Here is a 20,040-nt window from a genome sequence, read left to right on the forward strand (position 1 = left end):
ATCAACCCGGAAGCAGCTCTGCGATGACAGAGTTCAGAACCAGACGGCCCTTCGGCGTGACACCAAGGGCCGTTACGGTTTTCCAAACCAACCCAAGATCCACGAGATCGGCCACTTTCTCGTCTCCAAGAAGCCCGGGATACATCTTGTGTATCCTGTCAACTTCAATGCCTGTATCTAGCCGAAGACCCATCATGAGGTATTCTCCGGCCTGATCTTCGCGATCTACGGGCTCAAAAACCTTGTCGCCAGTCCCGCAACCGACCTTTTCAATCCATCCCCCGGGGCTGCGCTCGGCTGCAGTTGCAAATTTTTGCCCGGCGATCGTCAATCGACCGTGAGCCCCAGGGCCCACCCCGGCATAATCCCCGTAGCGCCAGTAAATCAAATTATGACGCGACTCTGCACCGGGGCGCGCGTGGTTTGAAACTTCATAGGCCGGCATGCCCGCGGCAAGACACAACTCTTGTGTCAAATCGTACATATCCGCCGCTAAGTCTTCGTTTGGCAATCCTTTGAGCCTTCCAGCCTTTGCGCGATCCCAAAACGCTGTGCCTTTTTCAATTGTCAGCTGATACAGCGACAAGTGATCAACAGACATTGCCAAAGCTTCGCTCAGTTCCGCCTCCCACGCCGCCAGACTCTGGCCCTGCCGCGCATAGATCAGATCAAAACTGACACGATCAAAGACAGAACGCGCAACCTCAAATGCTGTCTGTGCCTCCTCGACATTATGCAGCCGTCCGAGCCGACGCAAATCGTCTTGCCGTAGGGCCTGAACGCCCAAGGACACGCGGTTCACCCCTGCATCGGCATATCCGGCAAATCGATCAGCCTCGACCGACCGGGGGTTCGCTTCCAGCGTGATCTCGATGTCGTTGGCCCAAAGCCAGTTTTCCCGGGACGCGTCCAGAACAGTCTGCACCGTACTCGGCAGCATCAAGGATGGCGTTCCGCCGCCAAAGAAGATCGAATTCAGAACGCGACCGGGGACCAAATTGGAGACGCGGCGCACTTCCTTGGCAAAAGCCTCGGCCCAGGCAGTCTGATCAATGGATCTGGTAACGTGACTGTTAAAGTCGCAATAGGGGCATTTGGCCTCGCAAAAAGGCCAATGCACATAAAGGCCAAAGCCCCCGGCTTGCCAATCCTCAGCTGTCAAAACAGCCCGTCACGAATTTGGCGAATGCATCCGCGCGGTGGCTGATTTTGTTCTTTTCCCAGCGGTCCATTTCGCCAAAAGTGATGTCATATCCGTTGGGTTGGAAAATCGGATCATAGCCGTGGCCCTGTTCGCCGCGCATCGGCCAAACAACAGAGCCCTCCATCACACCGGGGAAGACTTCGTCGTGCCCATCTGGCCAAGCCAGAACAAGCGTACAGCAGAACCGAGCAGTCCAAGGTTCGAGCGCACCACGTTCCTGAAGCAGACGATAGGTTTTCTCCATCGCCATCACAAAGTCCCGACCAGTCTCTGTTTCGGCCCAATCTGCGGTATAAACGCCAGGAGCCTTATCCAGAGCGTCGATTTCGATCCCGCTGTCATCGGATAGCGCCGGAAGCCCAGTCTCCTTAGCGGCGGCGTGGGCTTTGATCCGGGCATTTTCCACAAACGTGGTTCCGTCTTCGACCGGTTCAGGCAAGTTCATCTCTTTGGCGCCGACAACCCCGACACCAAAAGGTTTGAGAAGATCGGCGATCTCTTCCAGTTTGCCCTGGTTGTGGGTCGCTACCAAAAGACGATCGCCGGTAAACTTCCGTGTCATGCGAAAGCGGCTTTCTGCGCGTCGACCAGTTCCGCGACGCCCTTTTCAGCCAGGTCCATCAGCAATCCCATCTGTTCACGGGAGAAAGTCGCGCCTTCGGCGGACATTTGCACCTCGATCAACTGACCGTCGCCGCGCAGGATGAAATTGCCATCAACACCCGCTTCGCTGTCTTCGGGGTAGTCCAGATCAAGGACAGGCTGACCGGCGTAGATTCCACAGCTGATCGCGGCGACTGGTGAAATCAGCGGATCGGTCTTGATATCGCCGACCTTCATCAACTTGTTCACGGCCATACGCAACGCAACCCAACCGCCAGTGATCGAGGCGCAGCGTGTCCCACCATCAGCTTGAATAACATCGCAATCGACGGTGATCTGGCGTTCGCCCATGGCAACACGGTCGACGCCGGCCCGTAGCGATCGTCCAATCAGGCGTTGGATTTCAACAGTACGACCACCTTGTTTGCCCGAAGCCGCCTCGCGGCGCATCCGCGATGAGGTTGACCGCGGCAGCATGCCGTACTCCGCCGTGACCCAACCCAAACCAGAGCCTTTGATAAAGGGCGGCACGCGCTCTTCTACAGACGCGGTGCATAGCACATGCGTATCGCCCATTTTGATCAAGCAAGACCCTTCGGCGTGTTTCGTTACCCCTGTTTCGATTGAAACAGAGCGCATTTCACTTAAATTCCGTCCCGAGGGTCGCATGATGTTCCTTTCTGGTATGTTGTGCCACGGATAGACGGGCCAACCCCCTTCGCGCAAGCCCGATTGACGCCACGATGCAAGCGCCTTTAATGAATACACTCTCGAGAGGCCAAAGATGACCACAGCAAGCGAATTGCTTTCTCAGATGAATGAACGCTCGCGCGAGGTGTTTCGCCGGGTGGTCGAAGGCTATCTGGATTCAGGTGAACCGGTTGGGTCGCGCACCCTGACGCGCACATTGTCCGAAAAGGTTTCGGCAGCGACGATCCGCAACGTGATGCAGGATCTGGAATACCTCGGTCTTCTCGACAGTCCGCACGTCAGCGCCGGCCGCATCCCGACACAGATAGGGCTGCGGATGTTTGTCGATGGTCTGCTGGAGGTCGGCGATCTCAGTCGCGATGATCGAGAAAAGATCGACGCGACCATGGGGTCCAACGCGCAAGATGTCAGCGGACTGCTCGACAAGGTGGGCTCGGCGTTGTCTGGCGTGACGCATGGGGCCTCGCTTGTTCTGACGCCGAAACACGAAGCTCCGCTGAAGCATATAGAATTTGTCAGCCTTGGGCATGACCGCGCTTTGGTCGTGATTGTCTTTGCCGACGGGCATGTCGAAAACCGCCTGTTCACGCCACCGCCGGGGCAAACGCCCAGTTCGATGCGCGAGGCGGCGAACTTTGTGAATGCCTTGGTCGAGGGGCGCACATTGGACCAGTTACGAAAGGTCATGACCGAAGAGATCAAACGCCGCCGGCAAGAGTTGGACAGCCTTGCCGCACAGATGATCGAAGCCGGAGTCGCTGTCTGGGACGGCGAATCTGACAGTTCGGCTCGGCTGATCGTGCGCGGGCGGTCGAATCTGTTGGGTGATGATGCCGCCGAAGACGAGCTTGAGCGCATTCGCGAGCTGTTTGATGACCTCGAACGCAAGCGTGATATCGCTGAATTCCTTGAATTGACCGACGAAGGCGACGGCGTTCGCATTTTCATTGGCTCAGAGAACAAACTTTTTTCTCTTTCGGGTTCCTCTCTGGTGGTCTCTCCATATATGAACGCTGACCGTAAGATCATTGGCGCGGTAGGGGTCATCGGACCCACGCGCCTCAACTATGGCCGGATTGTTCCAATCGTGGACTATACGGCGCAGCTGGTGGGCAAGCTGATCGCCGACCGCAGTTAGAGGTGAAGAATGGCAAACCCGAGAGACGAAGATTTTCTCGACGATATCGAAGCGATGGAAGCGGCTGAAGCTGAAGCAGCCGAGGCAGATCCCACGCCCGAGGAAATCATCTCCTCGCTCGAAGCTGAGCGGGATGAATACAAAGACCGTTTTATGCGGGCATTGGCAGATGCGGAAAACAGTCGCAAACGGGCTGACAAGGATCGCCGCGAGGCACAGGCCTATGGCGGCACGCGGATCGCGCGGGATCTGATCCCGGTCTATGACAACCTGAACCGCGCTTTGAACGCTGCAAAAGATTCGGAAGGACAGGCCTCGGCTGCACTGACCGAAGGGGTCGAGTTGACGTTGAAAGAACTTCTGACCGTGTTTGATCGCCATGGCGTCAAACGCATCGTGCCGGAAGTCGGCGACCGTTTTGATCCGCAGATGCATGAAGCGATGTTCGAGGCGCCTTTGCCGGGCACCAAGGCGGGCGACATCATTCAGGTCTCAGCCGAAGGCTTTATGCTTTATGACCGACTTCTGCGTCCAGCACAGGTTGGCGTCAGCTCCATGTCGGGCTAAGCCGCACAATGGATGGAACGACATAGGGCGGGGATTTCCCCGCCTTATTTTTTGAGCAGCGCTTTGAGATCGTACAGCGCCTGCAGCGCCTCGCGCGGTGTCATCTCATCCGGCAAAAGCGCCGCGACCTGCTCTTCAATCTCGGACGGCCCCGCCTTTGCTGTCGGAGGAGGGGGTGAAAGGGCCGCAGCGGAAAACAGCGGCAGATCGTCGATCAAGGCCATTGGAGAGGCGCTTTCGCGTTCGCCCTTCTCCAGCGCTTCCAGAACAGTCCGGGCCCGTTCGATGACGGGTTTTGGCAGGCCCGCCAATTGCGCAACCTGCACACCGTAAGACCGATCCGCTGCGCCGTCGCGAACCTCGTGCAGAAAGATCACCTCACCTTCCCACTCTTTGACAGCCACCGTGGCATTCCGGACGCCGGGAAGCTTTCCGGCCAATACAGTCATCTCGTGATAATGCGTGGCGAACAGCCCACGAACCCGGTTGGTTTCGTGCAGATGCTCTAGCGTTGCCCAGGCGATGGACAGGCCGTCATAGGTTGCTGTCCCGCGGCCGATCTCGTCCAAGATCACCAGCGCCCGATCGTCAGCCTGGTTCAGAATGGCGGCGGTTTCAACCATCTCGACCATAAAGGTCGAACGGCCTCGCGCAAGATCGTCGCTTGCGCCGACCCGACTGAAAATCTGGCTGACCAAACCGATGTGCGCGGATTGGGCTGGAACGAAAGAACCAATTTGAGCCAGCAATGCAATCAGGGCGTTTTGCCGAAGATAGGTTGATTTACCCGCCATGTTGGGGCCGGTCAGCAGGGTGACGGACGCCTCATCGCCCTGAGCGGTCAGGTTGCAATCGTTGGCGATAAACGGCTCGCCTGCTTTGCCAAGCGCCTCCTCGACAACCGGATGTCTGCCGCCCTGAATGTCAAAAGCGCGACTGTAATCGACGGTTGGCTTACTCCAGTCACGACTGCGGGCCAGTTGCGCCAGACCTGTCGCCAAATCAAACTCTGCCAGCGCCAAGGCAAGATCGGACAGGGCAGGGGCTTGATCCAGAATAGCTTGTCTCAAGGTTGAATAGAGCCGCTTTTCGATTTCCAGCGCTTCATTCCCGGCATTCAGAATCCGGGTTTCCAGCTCTGATAGTTCGACGGTGGTGAAACGCACCTGATTGGCGGTTGTCTGGCGGTGGATGAAGGTCTCGGACAATGGCGGCGACATCATTTTTTCCGCGTGGGTGGCGGTGGTTTCGATGAAATAGCCCAGCACATTATTGTGTTTGATCTTCAGTGCATTCACGCCCGCGCGCTGAGCGTAATCCGCCTGCATCCCGGCGATGACGCTGCGTCCCTGATCACGCAGTTTGCGTGCTTCGTCCAAAGCGGCGTCATATCCGGGGGCAACAAAGCCGCCATCGCGGGCCAGAAGTGGCGGCTCAGTCACCAAGGCCGCATCCAGCAGTTCCAGCAGGGCATCATGTCCCGTCAAAGACTGGGCGGCAGAGCCAAGAAGGTCGGGCAAGTCGGCGTGTGCAAGCTGAAGTGAGACCGTTTCGGCCTGCGTCAGGGCGTTGCGCACCGCGGCCAGATCCCGAGGGCCGCCACGGTCCAGGCCCAGCCGCGATAGCGCACGATCCAGATCCGGAACGCGACGCAAAGCCTCGCGCAGGGGATCGGCAAGGGGCGTTTCCATCGCCCAACTTACTGCGTCCAACCTTTCGCGGATCACCGACAATTCCCGTGACGGCGAAGAAACGCGGCGTTCAAGCAGGCGCGCGCCGCCGGACGTCACCGTTCGGTCGATTGAGGCCAGCAATGAACCGGCGCGCCCGCCATTCATGCTGGCTGTCAATTCCAGATTGCGCCGGGTGGCCGTATCGATTTGCATCAGCCGGGAAACGGCCTCTTGCCGGGGCGGGGACAGCAGCGGCAGGCGGCCTTTCTGCGTGATCTCAAGATAGTCGACCAAAGCGCCCATGGCCGACAACTCGCTGCGGGCAAAACGACCGAAGCCGGCCAGAGTCTGGACCCCGAAAACCCGGCAAAGCCGCGCCTCGGCGGCGGCCGAGTCGAACGAAGCCGCGCCGAGCATAGTGGCCTCGATCCCCAGATCGCCCAGCACTTCACGCAGATCTTCTTCGACCTTGTCCGAGACCAGAAGTTCCGATGGCGCCAGCCGCGCCAGTTCGGCCCCGATCCGGGCTTGGGAAAGGGGCATCACGTGAAACGCCCCGGTCGAGATATCGGACCAAGACAGGGCATATTCGTCTCTAACACGGCCCAAAGCGGCAAGATAATTGTGGCGACGGGCCTCAAGCAGGGACTCTTCGGTCAAGGTTCCGGGGGTGACCAGTCGCACCACATCGCGTTTGACCACGGATTTGGAGCCGCGCTTTTTCGCCTCTTCCGGGCTTTCCAGCTGTTCACCCACCGCGACGCGGAACCCTTTGCGGATCAATGTCAGCAAATAGTTCTCGGCAGCATGAACCGGGACGCCGCACATCGGGATGTCGTCGCCATCGTGCTTGCCGCGTTTTGTCAGGGCAATATCCAGCGCCTCTGACGCGGCCACGGCATCGTCAAAGAACATCTCATAGAAATCACCCATCCGGTAGAACAGCAAAGCGTCCGGGTATTGGGCTTTAATTTCAAGATATTGCGCCATCATTGGCGTGACTGTCGGTGTGTTAGCGCTCACGTATCTTCCCCCCAAGGGTTTCGCATGACATTAAGGTGAGCAACCATCGGGGAAAACCCGATATTCGAGACCCCCGGGGAGGAAGCATGTCGAAACCCAAGTATACCCGCGAAGAGGCGCTTGCCTTCCACCTTGAACCGACCCCCGGCAAGTGGGAGGTGCAGGCCACTGTTCCGATGACCACGCAGCGCGATTTGTCACTGGCCTATTCGCCCGGCGTTGCGGTTCCTTGCGAAGACATCGCGGCAAATCCTGAGCTGGCATATGACTATACAAACAAGGGCAACCTTGTGGCGGTGATTTCGAACGGAACGGCGGTTCTTGGGCTTGGCAACCTTGGTGCGCTGGGAAGCAAGCCGGTGATGGAGGGTAAAGCGGTGCTGTTCAAGCGCTTCGCCGACGTCAACAGCATCGACATCGAATTGGACACCGAAGACCCCGATGAATTTTGCAACGCGGTTCGCCTGATGGGGCCGACTTTTGGCGGTATCAACCTTGAGGACATCAAGGCTCCGGAATGCTTTATCATCGAGCAGCGCCTGAAAGAGGAAATGGACATCCCCGTTTTCCACGACGACCAGCACGGCACAGCTGTGATCTGCGCGGCCGGTCTGATCAACGCGCTGCACCTGTCGGGCAAAAAGATCGAGGATTGCCGGATTGTTCTGAACGGTGCCGGTGCGGCCGGGATTGCTTGTCTCGAGTTGATCAAACGGATGGGCGCGCGGCATGAAAACTGCATCATGTGCGACACCAAGGGCGTGATCTATCAGGGTCGCACCGAAGGCATGAACCAGTGGAAATCGGCCCACGCGGTCAAGACCGAAGCGCGCAGTCTCGAAGAGGCCATGACGGACGCAGATGTTTTTCTGGGCGTGTCGGCCAAAGGCGCGGTTACCCAGGACATGGTCGCCGCGATGGCGGACAATCCGGTGATATTCGCGATGGCAAACCCCGATCCGGAAATCACCCCGGAAGAGGCGCACGAGGTTCGACCCGATGCAATTGTTGCGACGGGTCGTTCGGATTACCCCAACCAGGTGAACAATGTTCTGGGCTTTCCCTACCTGTTCCGAGGCGCACTTGACGTGCACGCCCGCGCCATCAACGACGAGATGAAGATCGCCTGCGCCGAAGCGCTGGCCAAACTTGCCCGAGAGGACGTGCCGGACGAGGTGGCCCTCGCCTATGGAAAAACCCTGACCTTTGGCCGCGATTACATCATTCCGACGCCTTTTGATCCGCGGTTGATCCACCGTATCCCGCCAGCGGTCGCCAGGGCGGGTATGGACACTGGCGCCGCGCGGCGACCGATTGTCGACATGGAGGCCTATGAGGAAACCCTGAAGGTCCGGATGGACCCGACTGCCAGTATTTTGCGTGGTATCAACACCCGGGCCCGGGCGGCACAGGCCCGGATGATCTTTGCCGAAGGCGATGATCCGCGCGTTTTGCGCGCGGCTGTGATGTACCAACGTTCGGGGCTGGGAAAAGCTCTGGTCGTTGGCCGCGACACAGATGTGAAGCAAAAGCTCGAGATCGCGGGCCTTGGCGACGCCGCGCGCGAGCTTGAGATCGTCAACGCAGCCAATTCGCGGCATCTGCAAAGCTACAAGGATTTCCTGTACGAACGGCTTCAGCGCAAAGGCATGGACCGGCAGGACATTCACCGCCTTGCTGCGCGCGACCGGCATGTCTTTGCGGCTTTGATGCTTGCCCATGGGCATGGCGACGGCCTGATCACCGGGGCAACCCGGAAATCCGCGCATGTGATGGAACTGCTCAACCATGTTTTTGATGCGGAAGCAGGGGACGGTGCGGCTGGTGTGACGGCACTGCTGCACAAGGGGCGCATTGTGCTGATTGCCGATACGTTGGTGCATGAATGGCCGGACGAAAACGATCTGGCTGATATCGCTGAGCGCGCTGCAGATGTGGCCCGGCATCTGGGTCTCGAGCCTAGGGTCGCGTTTGTGTCTTTCTCGACCTTTGGCTATCCGAATTCCGAGCGGGCCGAGAAGATGCACATTGCGCCAAGGGTTCTGGATGCACGCGGCGTGTCATTCGAATACGAGGGCGAGATGACCGTGGACGTCGCTTTGAACCTCAAGGCGCAAGAGGCTTATCCGTTTCAGCGGCTGACCGGTCCCGCCAATATCCTTGTGGTGCCCGCACGGCATTCGGCCTCGATCTCTGTCAAGTTGATGCAAGAGATGGCCGGGGCGACAGTGATCGGGCCAATCTTGGCTGGGGTCGATAAGTCTATCCAGATCTGCTCGACCAATGCGACGGCGAATGACATCCTGAACATGGCGATCCTTGCGGCGTGTAAAGTCGGCTGACCTACCGGCGGTATTTTGGGAAAATAAGGGGCTGAGTCGTGACGATTTTCAACCTTGGGTCCATCAATGCCGACTTGGTTTATCGGGTTCCGCAATTGCCGGGACCCGGAGAAACATTGGCCTCCACGTCGTTTTCGCGCGGTTTGGGGGGCAAGGGGCGAACATGTCTGTCGCGGCCGCGCGGGCGGGTGCGCGCTGTGTGCACATCGGCTCGGTCGGCGCAGACGGCAAATGGGCGGTTGAGACGCTGACCGAATTCGGCGTCGACACGCGCCATATCCACCTGTCCGGCCCCACCGGCCAAGCGATCATTTATGTCGATGACGCCGGTGAAAACTGCATCGTCCTGTATCCCGGCGCAAACCGCACAATCTCGAGCAGTTCGGCGATCGCTGCGCTGGCCGAAGCTGGGCCGGGCGACATCTTTCTCTTTCAGAATGAGACGAACCTGCAGCAAGAGGCGGCCCGTATTGCCGAAGCCAAGCAGATGCGCGTGGCCTATGCCGCCGCGCCCTTTGACTCCCAAGCGGTCCAAGACGTCCTGCCCCTGATCGACTTACTTTTCGTGAATGAGGTCGAGGCGGCACAGCTGCAACAGGCCACCGGACTTGCCCCAGACGCGTTACCGATCCGCGATGTGATTGTGACACTCGGATCCAAAGGCTGCCTTTGGTACAGTCAGGATGAGGGTTCTGTACAAACCTTCCCGGCGCACAAGGTCACGCCCGTTGATACGACGGGGGCCGGGGACACTTTTACCGGCTATCTGATCGCAGGACTTGATTGCGGGATGCCGATGGCTCAGGCGATCAAGCTTGCGACGAAGGCTGCTGCCTTGATGGTAACCCGACTGGGCGCTGCGGATGTGATCCCGGACCTGAAAGAAGTCCAGGACGCAAATTTCGAGACTTAGTTCACGAAGGGTGCGGCGCTGCCCCAAAGCTGTTTGACCCGTTGATCGCGACCGCAAGCGCCGCGGTATTTCTTGTAGGCTGTGCTTTGCTTGACCGGTCCGAACCGCGTGATCACCAGCTTGTCGCCTTTGTAGTAACCCTGGTGATAATCTTCGGCCTTGTAAAAACGCTTAGCATCCAACACGGGTGTCACGATCTTTCGACCCAATGCTGCCTGAGCAGCGGCCTTCGCCTCTTCTGCCGCCTTCTTTTGAGCTGGGTTAGAAACGAAAATCGCGGTGCGATAGCTGTCGCCACGATCGCAGAACTGGCCGCCTGCGTCAGTGGGGTCGACCGATCGGAAGAACAGGTCATACAGTTCGCGCGGGTTGGTCTGGCTTGGGTTAAACGAAATCCGCACCGCTTCGTAGTGCCCCGTGCCACCGCGCGAAACCTGCTTGTAGGTTGGGTTGGCGGTCTTGCCGCCTGTGTATCCTGAAACCGCGCCGGTCACGCCTTTGACCTTTTCAAAGTCGGCCTCGACGCACCAAAAGCAGCCTCCGGCGACTACTATCTCGTCCGCTTGGGCGCGCTGGGCTGAAATACCGAAAAGGATGAGCAAGGCAAGAACTAAGGGGCGGGTGCTGACTGGAAAGCGCATGAGATGTCTCCTTTTCCAGCAAGCTGACGAGTTGCGCGTCATCTGGCAATGGCTGCAATCCGATCTCACCTGATGGTGAGCTTGCGTGAGTCAAAACTCCGACATAGCGTGACCGCATGGATGAATATGTAACAACACATCAGGCCGAGGAAGACGCGCGCAATGATAGCGTGTTGATCTGGGTGAATGGCCAGCTCAAACCACGTGCCGATGCGACGGTCAGCGTCTTTGATTCCGGCTTTATGCTGGGTGACGGGGTGTGGGAAGGTCTGCGCCTGTACGAAGGGCGATGGACCTTTCTCGACGAACATATGGATCGCCTGTACGAGGCAGCCAAGGCGATAGATCTGGATATCGGCATGGATCGCGTAGGCGTCATTTCTGCATTGGTAGAGACGCAAACTGCCAATGGGATGACCACGGATGCCCATGCACGACTGATGGTAACCCGCGGGGTGAAGTCGCGGCCCTTTCAGCATCCCGGTCTGTCGCGGCAGGGGCCGACCATGGTGATAATCATGGAGCATTCCAAGCCGTCGATCCCGCGCCCGATCCGCCTTGCCACGGTACCGCATATTCGCGGTTTGCCGATGACGCAGGACCCGAAACTGAATTCACATTCCAAATTGAACTGCATTCTGGCTTGTATTGCCGCCGAAAAGGCCGGGGCGGATGAGGGTTTGATGCTGGACGTTCATGGTTTTGTGAACACCACCAACGCGTGCAACTTTTTCATTGTCCGCAAGGGCGCGGTTTGGACCAGCACTGGGGATTACTGCATGAACGGGATCACCCGGCAGAAGGTGATCGATCTGTGTCGGGCAAACGACATTCCAGTGTACGAAAGGAATTTTTCGCTGGTCGACACCTATGGCGCCGACGAGGCCTTTTTGACAGGAACATTTGGCGCGCAAACTCCGGTGGGCGAAATTGACGGGCGAAAGATCGGCGACGGCTGCATGGGCCCGGTAACCAAGCGTATTCGGGCACTCTACAAAGATCTTGTGACGCCATGAGAATCGCAATGTGGTCCGGGCCGCGCAATCTGTCGACGGCAATGATGTATGCCTTTGGCAACCGTGCGGACTTCCATGCTGTGGATGAGCCGTTTTACGGCCCTTACCTAAGGCGTACGGGCCTGGACCATCCGATGCGTGCCGAGATCCTCGCAAGCCGCCCGGAAAGCGCACTTGAGGTGGAGCAGAGCCTACTTGGTGCGATCCCACAAGGCAAACCTCATGTCTATCACAAGCATATGTGCCAGCACATGATTGCTGGCATCCCAAGGGATTTCATGAAGGACTGCGTGAATGTCTTTTTGATCCGTCATCCGGATCGCGTGGTCGCCAGTTTTATGAAAGGCTATCCGCAGGCGACCTCTGACGACATCGGTTTTGCCAAACAGGCTGAATTGTTCGATCACTGCCGCGCGCAGGGTCAAGATCCGATTGTGCTCGATAGTGCTGATGTCCGCGCGGACCCAGAAGGCATGTTGCGCAGCCTTTGTGACTCGATTGGATTGACGTGGGACCCGGCGATGCTGTTCTGGCCGCATGGGCCAAAGCCCTTTGACGGCGCTTGGGCGCCACATTGGTACGGCTCCGTTCACAAGAGTACCGAGTTTGCCGGGCCGGAAGGGGCGTTGCCGATCCTGGATGTGCGAGGGCGCGCGTTGGCGGATGAGGCGATGGTGCATTACAACGCGCTGGCGCGTCACGCGATAAAATCCAAAACGTTCTGAAACTCTTTTCAGCGTGCTGACGTGTCTGATGGCAAGCACGGGAATTTCCGTGCGCTGACAACAGATGGAGAGACACAATGAAAACCATTCTCACAAGCAGCATCTTTGCGCTGACAGCGTCTATTGCTATGGCGGCTGGCCATGGAATGGCGCCCGGCGTCGAAGCTATGGATCAGGACGTTTCCGGTGGAACAGTAACTGCAACCAAAGTGATTGCGCCTGCCAACGGCTGGTTGGTTGTGCACCGTACTGATGGCGAGATGAAGCCGGGTCCGGTGGTCGGCTACGCATCCTTGAAGGAAGGCGAAAACATGGACGTGTCCGCCATCTTGCAAGAAGACGTGGCCGCCGGCGACAAGCTGATGCTGATGGTTCATGGCGAAGACGGCGGCATGACGACAGGTGTGTTCGAATATACCCTCGGCGCGAAAGAAGACGGTCCCATCAAGCCTGATGGCAAGTTGGTCATGACTGTGGTTTCGGCCAAATAAGACGTCTTTGGGGGCAGGGCCGTCCTTGCCCCCAAAGACGTCGCGATCGGGAAGAGCAGCGCCTTTTCCCAATGAGCCGTGCGCTTGTCCCGCGATTGCTGGAACTATTGAACGAACCCGACATTGACGATGAAGATCAGGGTCTTTCGGACAATTCAGCCGAGGTCAGCTCGCATCTTTCGCCGGAATAGAGACTGTTCAAAACGTTGCTGAATATTTTCGGCGCATTCGGAACAGCTTCGAACAGAGTCATGCAGGACCGAACTTTGAGAGCATCGACCGGGCCAAGGATCACGGCCGGATCGGTGCCTGCATGGGTCAAAAGCAATTCCGAGACCTCAATCAGGCGCGGCCCAAGAATTGGATGTGCCAGATAGGTCTGCGCCTCATCGACTCCGGACAGACCAAAATGCACCGCGCGGGATGAGCGGCCCAGTTTGGCCAATTGTGGAAAAACCCACCAAATCCAATGCGTCACTTTCCGCCCGGTGCGCAGTTCGCGCAGGACATCGTTCCAGACGGCGTCCTGCGCGGTGACGAATTCGGAAAGCTCAGCCAAGCCGCCGGTTGCGCGCGGCCAGCAGGCGCAGGCGCAGGGCGTTCAGGGTGATAAAGCCTGCCGCGTCCTTTTGATCGTAGGCGCCGGCGTCGTCCTCAAAAGTCACATGCGCCTCGGAGTATAGCGAATGTTCAGACCAGCGGGCGATTGTACGAACCGAGCCTTTGTACAGTTTCAGGCGCACGGTTCCGGTGACATGTTCCTGGCTCTTATCGATCAGCGCTTGCAGCATTTCACGCTCGGGCGAGAACCAGAAGCCATTGTAGATCAGCTCGGCATAGCGCGGCATGATCGAATCCTTCAGGTGGCCTGCACCGCTGTCCAGCGTGATCTGTTCGATACCGCGATGTGCCTCGAGCAGGATCGTGCCGCCGGGGGTCTCGTAGATGCCGCGTGACTTCATGCCGACAAAGCGGTTTTCCACGAAGTCCAAGCGCCCGATGCCGTGCTTGCGGCCATATTCGTTCAACTCGGTCAGGATGGTGGCGGCGCTCATCGATTGGCCATTGATCGCCACCGCGTCGCCCTTTTCAAAGGTCAATTCGATGATCTCGGGCTCGTCCGGCGCGTCCTCGGGGTGCACGGTGCGCTGATAGACATAGTCGGGCGCGTTTTCGGCCGGATCCTCCAGCACTTTGCCTTCGGACGAAGTGTGCAGCAGGTTGGCGTCGACGCTGAAGGGCGCTTCGCCGCGTTTGTCCTTGGCGATCGGGATCTGGTTCTTTTCGGCAAATTCCAGAAGCGACGTCCGCGAGGTAAGGTTCCATTCACGCCAGGGCGCGATGCACTTGATGTCGGGGTTCAACGCGGCAGAGGACAGCTCGAACCGCACTTGATCGTTGCCTTTGCCAGTTGCGCCGTGGGCGATGGCATCGGCACCTGTTTCCTCGGCGATTTCAACCAGACGCTTGGAAATCAGCGGGCGGGCGATGGAGGTGCCGAGCAGATACAGCCCTTCGTAGACCGCATTGGCGCGGAACATCGGAAAGACGAAGTCCGAGACGAACTCTTCGCGCACATCTTCGATGTAGATGTTCTCGGGCTTGATCCCAAGCATCTCCGCCTTGGCGCGCGCGGGTTCAAGTTCCTCCCCCTGCCCGAGATCGGCGGTAAAGGTCACGACTTCGCAACCGTATTCGGTTTGCAGCCATTTCAGTATAATCGAGGTGTCGAGGCCACCGGAATAGGCCAGGACGACTTTCTTGGGCGCGGACATGCTGGGATTCCTCTGTCAGTAATTGACGCGCGGCTTACTGGGTTTTGCAGGGATCGGCAAGGATAGCCGTTGACGAGGGAGGTGGGCGTGATAGCCCTTTTGCGAAAATGGAGGGTCTTGAATGAAAGGCTGGGCGATCTTCGTACATTCGGTGCGTTTGGTGATGAACAACATCGACGTCGCGTTGCGCGTGTCTTTGGTTTTGTATCTGGTGCAGGGGGCTTACCAACTGACGGCTTTTCAGTATGCGCCAGAGGGTGGCGGGCAACCCGCTCAGCTTCCGCCCCAAGCTGCCTTGCCGCTTCTTGTCCTTGGTATCGCGGCAGTGATTGCAAGCCTGTGGATCGCTGTTGCATGGCACCGCTTTGTCCTGCTCGAAGAGCGCCCGAGCGGTTGGCTGCCCAACTGGCATGGCGGCAAGATCCTTGGCTACCTCGGGCGGTCCATGCTGATCGGAGTGCTGATCTCGGTGGTTCTGCTGGTCACCTTGTCTGTCGTCATGGTGATTCCGCCGCTTCAGGTGGTGATCCTGCCCGGGATGGTTTTGGCTGGGTCGTATTTCTTTTTCCGGCTCGGGGTGATGCTGCCCGCTGGGGCGATTGACCGAAAGATGAAGTTGGCCGAATCCTGGAATGCGACCAAGGATAAGGATGGCGCGATCGTCGTTCTGGCGTTGATCATGATGGCGGGCGCCTTCGTGTTGCAGATCCCTTCGTTGGTCAATGGCGATCCATCGTCGCCGATCTCGCTGGTCTATGATCTTGTAACAGGATGGTTCGCAACGATGATCGGCGTGTCAATCCTGACCACGCTTTACGGGCATTATGTGGAAGGCCGGGACATTGACTGACTTGCGCGAAGGCCAATGCTTTGCGACCCTTCCAGGATGAACGATTTCCAGGATAAGGCCCGTGCGGCCACCAAAGCGATGCGAGAGGTGTTTCCAGAAACGCCCCTGCAGCGCAATGCCCACCTCTCCGAGCGCTACGGAGCCGACATCTGGCTGAAACGCGAGGATCTGAGCCCGGTGCGCAGCTACAAGCTGCGCGGCGCGTTCAATGCCATGCGCAAGCGTGTCGATCTGGGCTTGGTGGTCTGTGCCAGTGCGGGCAATCACGCGCAGGGCGTTGCCTATATGTGCAAACACTTCGGGATGCGCGGCGTGATTTTCATGCCGGTCACAACGCCACAGCAGAAGATCCAGAAAACCTCGATGTTCGGGGGGGACAATGTCGAAATTCGTCTGATCGGGGATTATTTCGACGATTGTCTGCGTGCGGCCAAAGAATTTTGCGAGACGGAAGGCGGCTATTTCCTGTCGCCCTTCGATGATCTCGACGTGATCGAAGGGCAGGCCAGCGTCGCGGTAGAGATTGAAGAACAGCTGGGCGCGGTGCCCGATACGCTGGTGATCCCGGTGGGCGGCGGCGGGCTTGGCTCGGGTCTGCTCAGCTATTTCGGATCGCAGCCGCAATACACGTTCGTCGAACCGATGGGGGGCGCCTGCCTGCGCGCGGCGCTTGAGGCAGGTCATCCTGTGGCCTTGGACAAGGTGAATACCTTTGCTGATGGCGCTGCGGTGGCGCGGATTGGTGAGATAACCTTTGACCGGCTCAAAGGCGTCGGTCTTGCCAGCACCCTGCAGATCAACGAAGATCGCCTGTGCACCACCATTCTGGAGATGCTGAATGTCGAGGGGATTGTCCTTGAGCCTGCGGGTGCCCTGTCTGTGGATGCGCTGAAAGACATGGGGCAGATGATCCGTGGGCGGCAGGTGGTTTGTGTGACCTCGGGCGGAAACTTCGATTTCGAACGCCTCCCCGAGGTGAAAGAGCGCGCGCAGACCTATTCTGGGGTGAAGAAATACTTCATCCTCCGGCTGCCCCAACGCCCCGGCGCGTTGCGCGGTTTCCTTGATATGCTTGGGCCAGAGGACGACATCGCCCGGTTCGAGTACCTCAAGAAATCTGCACGTAATTTTGGTTCTGTTCTAATCGGGATCGAAACCCGGAATCCCGAGAACTTTTCCAAACTCTTCGAACGGCTTGATGCCGAAGGCTATGTCTACAACGACATCACTGACGACGAAGTTCTGGCGAATTTCGTGATATGAGGTTCGAGGGGCGCAGCGCGATCATCACCGGCGCCGGGCAGGGGATCGGCCGCGCCATTGCGCGGGCGCTTGCCTCGCGCGGCGTGCGCGTCTGCGTCAGCGATTTAGACCCTATTTCAGCACAAAACGTCGCAACTGAGGTCGGCGGGATTGCCGTTGCCTGCGATGTTCGGAAGGCAGATCAGATCGCCCGCCTGATTGAACAAGCAAGCGCGGGGCTGGGCGATATCGACATGTTGTGTTCAAACGCTGGTTTTGCGCGCGGCTCGATGCTTGGCCCAACATCCTCGCCGGATGATCAATGGCAAGACAGCTGGGACGTGCATGTTATGGCGCATCTTCGGGCCAGCCGACTCTTGCTGCCGCAGATGATTTCGCGAGGCGAAGGCTGGCTGGTCAATGTTGCTTCGGCTGCGGGGCTTTTGAGCCAGATCGGCGATGCTCCGTATTCTGCAACGAAACACGCGGCTGTCAGTCTTGCACAGTCACTTGCGATCGAACATGGCGATCAGGGTATTCATGCCAGCGTGGTTTGTCCGCTATATGTTGCGACGCCGCTTTTGGGATACAATGCTGACGCACCCAAAGATCGTCCACATGATCGCGTTTTGACGGCCGACGATGTTGCGCAGGCCATTGTCACGGGGTTGGAGGAGGACCGCTTCCTGATCTTGCCGCATGAAGAAGCGGGCCTGTATTTTCGCCGTCGCGCCGAGGATATGGATCGTTGGATTGATGGCATGCGGCGGTTGCGGCGTGAGACCTTCAAGGATGGCGCGCCAGAAACTCTGAACGATTTGCACCGCAGGATTTAGGCGGCGAATTTCAAAGGTAATTCCTCGAGGAACTGCGTCTTGCTCGTCTCAAAGGTTTTGCGCACCGCGCCAAACGGGATCGCCTCGGCATCGCCGGCAGCGGCTGCTTTTTCGCCCTTTTGGCAGAGATCGGAAAACGCTGCGAACCCAAGGTTGAGGGCGGCCCCCTTCAGGAAATGCATCTGCTCTTCGGTCACAATTGGGTTGCCGGCAGCGCTTTCCAACAGGTCAATGGCGCCAAGAACTTCGGACAAGAAAAGCTCAACCACCTCATCGAAGTCCTCTGGTCCGATCTCTTCACGCAGCTCGCCGACGCGTTGCCAATCAATCATGTCGTTTCTCCACTTATGCCCGCAGGGTATGGGCCATTAGTGAACAACGGGTTTCCCTGTTCTTCATATTGTTTTGGATTTTAGACTTCAGGCACTGTTAAGGACTCATCCCGTATTTGATGTCGAAATCTTGAGCCGCCATCATGGCAGGGAGTCGACGTGCAGCCAAATGCAGCTGACGAATTGCAAATCGAACCAGATGCCGTGAGGCGCGTCTTGCTGGTGGATGACAGCCGTCTTCAGTTGAAGATCGTCAGCGCGATGTTGTCGCGATGGGGCTTCGAGGTTTTGCAAGCCGAGTCGGGGCCCGAGGCTTTGGAGATTTGCGCCAAGACCCCACCCGACCTTATTTTGTCCGACTGGGTAATGCCCGAAATGGACGGACTGGAATTTTGCAGACGGTTTCGCGATCTCCCCAAGGAAACCTACGGCTATTTCATCTTGCTTACCTCAAAAAGCGAGAAGGGCGAGGTTGCGCAGGGTCTGGACGCTGGCGCTGATGATTTCCTGACCAAACCCGTGAACGCACACGAGCTACGCGCCCGTATCAACGCTGGCGCGCGCGTTGTTTCGATGGAGCGACAGTTGTCCGAAAAGAACCGTCAGGTGACCGAAGCCTTTGCCGAACTGAAAACGATTCATGAGGCTATCAACAACGATCTGAAGCAGGCCCGTAAAATCCAGCAGGCGCTGGTTCCTGAACGGATGCGTGTGATCGGAACCTCTCGGGTCAGTTTGCTGCTGCAACCCTGTGGGCATGTCGGTGGCGATCTGGTTGGCATGTTCTCACCCGGGTTCGACCGTTTGGGCCTGTACAGTATCGATGTTTCCGGGCACGGAATCACCTCTGCGATGGTGACGGCGCGGGTCGCGGGGTATATGTCCAGCGCCTTTCCGGATCAGAATATCGCGCTCGAAAAGCGGTTCGATCAATACTATGCGATGCGCGAACCGGCCGAGACGGGGCGTATGCTGAACGAACGTCTGGCCGCTGACCCCGGGGTCGAAGAATACCTGACAATGGCCTTTGTCGCGGGCGACATGAAGACAGGCGCCATGCGCCTGATCCAAGCGGGACACCCGCCGCCGATCCTATTGCGGGCAAATGGAAAAGTTGAATTTCTGGGGGATGGCGGCCTTCCGATTGGGCTGGTGGATGAGGTCAGCTATGATCAGGTGGAATTCACCATGCATCGCGGTGATCGTCTGCTGCTATATTCGGATGGGTTTACCGAGGCCGTGATGAAAGATGGCCAGATGCTGGACGAAGACGGACTTGCCCTGATCTTCCGAAAAAGCGTGGAAGCGGGCGGGATTGGCCCTGAGTTGCTGGAGGACATGTTCTGGCGGCTGACAGCGGATATGAAGAACGCGGAAACTCTGGGCGACGATGTTTCGGCGGCCTTGCTTGAGTTTGACGCTGTGCAGGAAGCAGGCGCTTAGCGCCAGATCATCGCAAAAAGTGCTGGGTTACAAAATCCCGGTCGCCGGAGTTGCCCAAATGGCGCGCCGCAAGCTCCGGCGCCATCCAGACTGCTTGATGCCCGGCATCACTGGGCGGCCCAAGCGGACGGACAGGCCGGGCGACATATATGACGCAAAGCTTTTCAGCCCAAAGCTCGTACTCTGGCATATAGGTAAATCGCCGAAACGCCCCCAGCCTCCGAGGGCTGGAGATCCGCCAGCCGGTTTCTTCAAATACTTCGCGGTGCAGCGCGGTCAACGGGTGTTCTCCGGGATCAACTCCGCCGCCCGGCAATTGGAATTCAGGTTCGGGCGCGTCTTGATGGGTGAGCAAAAGCTCATTTCCTCGTGGAAGAATCGCATATGCGCCCGGGCGCAATTTGTACCGCTGTACGGTGTCTGGAGGCGGTCCATATCTGCGGATCATGCCATCTACCCTTTGCGCCTGCCTTGATCGCCCCTATATGGCTGCGGTATGCCAGCGCTCGGCAGAT

Annotated in this window: 19 protein-coding genes and 1 pseudogene; 11 read left to right on the forward strand and 9 right to left on the reverse strand. The window is 58.1% G+C overall.

What is annotated here, in order from left to right:
- Position 1: 1 nt before the first annotated feature.
- From hemW to rph, 3 genes are read right to left on the reverse strand one after another with little or no spacing between them, the layout of a single operon-like run.
- Entirely contained in the window at positions 2-1,162 is a 1,161-nt protein-coding gene (hemW, locus tag ACOYQJ_RS08020) for a radical SAM family heme chaperone HemW (RefSeq protein ID WP_422905498.1), read from the reverse strand.
- Positions 1,152-1,766, reverse strand: coding sequence for an RdgB/HAM1 family non-canonical purine NTP pyrophosphatase (gene rdgB / locus ACOYQJ_RS08025; RefSeq protein WP_422905499.1), 615 nt, complete (start codon positions 1,764-1,766; stop codon positions 1,152-1,154). Before rdgB ends, hemW begins: the two co-directional genes overlap by 11 nt.
- A complete protein-coding gene (gene rph, locus ACOYQJ_RS08030; protein ID WP_422905704.1) occupies positions 1,763-2,476 on the reverse strand; it encodes a ribonuclease PH in 714 nt (237 codons plus the stop codon). Before rph ends, rdgB begins: the two co-directional genes overlap by 4 nt.
- A 115-nt stretch (positions 2,477-2,591) precedes the next feature.
- Between rph and hrcA the strand changes: the two genes are divergently transcribed.
- Together hrcA and ACOYQJ_RS08040 are read left to right on the forward strand one after the other, a co-directional pair.
- Positions 2,592-3,656, forward strand: coding sequence for a heat-inducible transcriptional repressor HrcA (hrcA, locus tag ACOYQJ_RS08035; protein WP_422905500.1), 1,065 nt, complete (start codon positions 2,592-2,594; stop codon positions 3,654-3,656).
- Between the two features lie 9 nt (positions 3,657-3,665).
- Entirely contained in the window at positions 3,666-4,223 is a 558-nt protein-coding gene (locus ACOYQJ_RS08040) for a nucleotide exchange factor GrpE (protein WP_422905501.1), read from the forward strand.
- Positions 4,224-4,267: 44 nt separating this feature from the next.
- Here the strand turns inward: ACOYQJ_RS08040 and mutS are convergent, their stop codons facing one another.
- Positions 4,268-6,889 (reverse strand): DNA mismatch repair protein MutS, encoded by a 2,622-nt coding sequence (mutS, locus tag ACOYQJ_RS08045; RefSeq protein WP_422905705.1) that lies wholly within the window; start codon positions 6,887-6,889, stop codon positions 4,268-4,270.
- A gap of 116 nt (positions 6,890-7,005) precedes the next feature.
- Between mutS and ACOYQJ_RS08050 the strand changes: the two genes are divergently transcribed.
- Positions 7,006-9,261 carry an NADP-dependent malic enzyme gene (locus ACOYQJ_RS08050; RefSeq protein ID WP_422905502.1) on the forward strand — a complete coding sequence of 752 codons (2,256 nt, stop codon included), beginning with the start codon at positions 7,006-7,008 and terminating at the stop codon, positions 9,259-9,261.
- A gap of 38 nt (positions 9,262-9,299) precedes the next feature.
- Positions 9,300-10,174: pseudogene (locus tag ACOYQJ_RS08055) on the forward strand (ribokinase).
- On the opposite strand, the gene msrA reads toward ACOYQJ_RS08055, so the two are convergent.
- Entirely contained in the window at positions 10,171-10,815 is a 645-nt protein-coding gene (gene msrA / locus ACOYQJ_RS08060; RefSeq protein ID WP_422905503.1) for a peptide-methionine (S)-S-oxide reductase MsrA, read from the reverse strand. The pseudogene ACOYQJ_RS08055 and the gene msrA sit on opposite strands and share 4 nt — an antisense overlap.
- A gap of 116 nt (positions 10,816-10,931) precedes the next feature.
- On the opposite strand from msrA, the gene ACOYQJ_RS08065 reads away from it, so the two are divergent.
- The 3 genes from ACOYQJ_RS08065 to ACOYQJ_RS08075 all read left to right on the forward strand — a co-directional run bounded on the left by ACOYQJ_RS08065 (position 10,932) and on the right by ACOYQJ_RS08075 (position 13,047).
- Positions 10,932-11,831 (forward strand): D-amino acid aminotransferase, encoded by a 900-nt coding sequence (locus ACOYQJ_RS08065; protein WP_422905504.1) that lies wholly within the window; start codon positions 10,932-10,934, stop codon positions 11,829-11,831.
- On the forward strand, positions 11,828-12,556 hold the full coding sequence (locus ACOYQJ_RS08070) for a sulfotransferase-like domain-containing protein (protein WP_422905505.1): 729 nt from the start codon (positions 11,828-11,830) through the stop codon (positions 12,554-12,556). Before ACOYQJ_RS08065 ends, ACOYQJ_RS08070 begins: the two co-directional genes overlap by 4 nt.
- Before the next feature lie 77 nt (positions 12,557-12,633).
- Positions 12,634-13,047: a DUF7282 domain-containing protein gene (locus tag ACOYQJ_RS08075; RefSeq protein ID WP_422905506.1), complete on the forward strand. Its 414-nt coding sequence runs from the start codon at positions 12,634-12,636 to the stop codon at positions 13,045-13,047.
- A 136-nt stretch (positions 13,048-13,183) separates the two neighbouring features.
- Here ACOYQJ_RS08075 and ACOYQJ_RS08080 read toward each other — a convergent pair whose 3' ends face one another.
- Both ACOYQJ_RS08080 and ACOYQJ_RS08085 read right to left on the reverse strand, forming a co-directional pair.
- Complete coding sequence (locus ACOYQJ_RS08080) at positions 13,184-13,606, reverse strand: DUF1810 domain-containing protein (RefSeq protein WP_422905507.1); 423 nt, start codon at positions 13,604-13,606, stop codon at positions 13,184-13,186.
- Entirely contained in the window at positions 13,599-14,822 is a 1,224-nt protein-coding gene (locus ACOYQJ_RS08085; RefSeq protein ID WP_422905508.1) for an argininosuccinate synthase, read from the reverse strand. The genes ACOYQJ_RS08080 and ACOYQJ_RS08085 overlap by 8 nt, the downstream gene beginning before the upstream one ends.
- 121 nt (positions 14,823-14,943) lie before the next feature.
- Between ACOYQJ_RS08085 and ACOYQJ_RS08090 the strand changes: the two genes are divergently transcribed.
- From ACOYQJ_RS08090 to ACOYQJ_RS08100, 3 genes are read left to right on the forward strand one after another with little or no spacing between them, the layout of a single operon-like run.
- Positions 14,944-15,672 carry a hypothetical protein gene (locus ACOYQJ_RS08090; RefSeq protein WP_422905509.1) on the forward strand — a complete coding sequence of 243 codons (729 nt, stop codon included), beginning with the start codon at positions 14,944-14,946 and terminating at the stop codon, positions 15,670-15,672.
- Between the two features lie 36 nt (positions 15,673-15,708).
- Positions 15,709-16,935 carry a threonine ammonia-lyase IlvA gene (ilvA, locus tag ACOYQJ_RS08095; RefSeq protein WP_422905510.1) on the forward strand — a complete coding sequence of 409 codons (1,227 nt, stop codon included), beginning with the start codon at positions 15,709-15,711 and terminating at the stop codon, positions 16,933-16,935.
- Positions 16,932-17,750 (forward strand): SDR family oxidoreductase, encoded by an 819-nt coding sequence (locus tag ACOYQJ_RS08100; RefSeq protein WP_422905511.1) that lies wholly within the window; start codon positions 16,932-16,934, stop codon positions 17,748-17,750. The genes ilvA and ACOYQJ_RS08100 overlap by 4 nt, the downstream gene beginning before the upstream one ends.
- On the opposite strand, the gene ACOYQJ_RS08105 is transcribed toward ACOYQJ_RS08100, so the two are convergent.
- A complete protein-coding gene (locus ACOYQJ_RS08105) occupies positions 17,747-18,082 on the reverse strand; it encodes an Hpt domain-containing protein (protein WP_422905512.1) in 336 nt (111 codons plus the stop codon). The two genes, ACOYQJ_RS08100 and ACOYQJ_RS08105, sit on opposite strands and share 4 nt — an antisense overlap.
- 159 nt (positions 18,083-18,241) lie before the next feature.
- Here ACOYQJ_RS08105 and ACOYQJ_RS08110 point away from each other — a divergent pair, with 159 nt between their 5' ends.
- On the forward strand, positions 18,242-19,525 hold the full coding sequence (locus ACOYQJ_RS08110; protein WP_422905513.1) for a PP2C family protein-serine/threonine phosphatase: 1,284 nt from the start codon (positions 18,242-18,244) through the stop codon (positions 19,523-19,525).
- 7 nt (positions 19,526-19,532) lie between these two features.
- Here the strand turns inward: ACOYQJ_RS08110 and ACOYQJ_RS08115 are convergent, their stop codons facing one another.
- Positions 19,533-19,973: an NUDIX hydrolase gene (locus ACOYQJ_RS08115; RefSeq protein ID WP_422905514.1), complete on the reverse strand. Its 441-nt coding sequence runs from the start codon at positions 19,971-19,973 to the stop codon at positions 19,533-19,535.
- Positions 19,974-20,040 lie beyond the last annotated feature (67 nt).

Source organism: Pacificoceanicola algae (assembly GCF_049341065.1).
GTDB lineage: Bacteria > Pseudomonadota > Alphaproteobacteria > Rhodobacterales > Rhodobacteraceae > Pacificoceanicola.